The 1,161-nt window shown below is 55.7% G+C and carries 1 protein-coding gene; it reads right to left on the reverse strand.

What is annotated here, in order from left to right:
- Positions 1-304 precede the first annotated feature (304 nt).
- On the reverse strand, positions 305-1,161 hold an 857-nt coding region (locus F7R19_RS29535; protein ID WP_150982966.1), incomplete at its 5' end, for a glycosyltransferase.

The raw sequence follows: 1,161 nt of genomic DNA on the forward strand, positions 1-1,161 counted from the left end.
CCGCATCCGCGACACCGTAAAGCGTCACGTTGGACTGCGCGAACGCCGTGCCCGCAATCAAACTGGCTGTCGCAGCCACGACTCCACATCGAATCTTCATTTCACATTTCTCCTTCAAAGGTAGGCCCTGCAGTGATCGGGAGAATATTAGATTGAATATTACGCATACCTTGCAGGGCGATTACTTGAACATTTTTGGTTGTTAAATGACAACGACCATCTATAAATTTATCGTTTACCACTATGCCTTGATCTCAGTATTTTTTGAATTCCTATACCGATGCGTACCTATATCATCTCCGCATCACGTCCAATTCTTTCTTACTTCCGACGATGCAATGTCAAGGGGCGCGGGAGAATGTTCCACCGAATCCGCACGCCGCACAGCCCTGACGACAACATCCATAGACCTCGTTGCATCCGAGACCCTTCGGAATGGGATACCCTCCTCATCCATCTCTCTAGCGGGGGTATAGCCCGCAACGAGATAGAGCGGCCGGCGCTTGGCTTCGTTGAACAGACGGCCCACATATTCGCCAAGGATGCCCAGGAAGAAGAGTTGCAGTCCGCCAAGCATCAACACGACGGTCATCAGGGACGGATAGCCTCGCACCGGATCGCCGAATAGCAGCGTTTTGCCAACGGTATAGAGCGCCATCCAAAACGCCGGGACAGCGACGATCAAGCCGACCGACGTGGCGATCCGCAGAGGAATTGTCGAGAATCCCGTGACGCCATCGATCGCGAGCTTCAACAAGCGGCGGTAGTTGAACTTCGTTTTTCCCGAAGCGCGCGCATCCCGGTCGTAGAGGATAGAGGTCTGTCGGTACCCAATCCACGCGTACAGACCTTTCATGAAACGGTTCTGTTCGCGGAGCTGGCCGATGGCCGCGACCGCGCGCTGGCTCATCAGACGAAAATCGCCGGTGTCGGCGGGGATGTCGATGTCACTCACCTTCCCCATCAGGCGATAGAAGCAGTGGGCCGTGGCTTTCTTCAGGAAGGATTCGCCCTCCCGGGTCCGCCGGGTCGCGTAGACGACATCGAAACCTTGCTCCCACTTGTTAATCAGGGTGGGGATCAGTTCCGGCGGATCCTGCAGATCGGCGTCGATGACGACGACGGCGTCGCCGCACGCGACATCCAATCCCGCGGTCAATG

This window comes from Cupriavidus pauculus (genome assembly GCF_008801835.1).
In the GTDB taxonomy this organism is placed as follows: domain Bacteria; phylum Pseudomonadota; class Gammaproteobacteria; order Burkholderiales; family Burkholderiaceae; genus Cupriavidus; species Cupriavidus pauculus.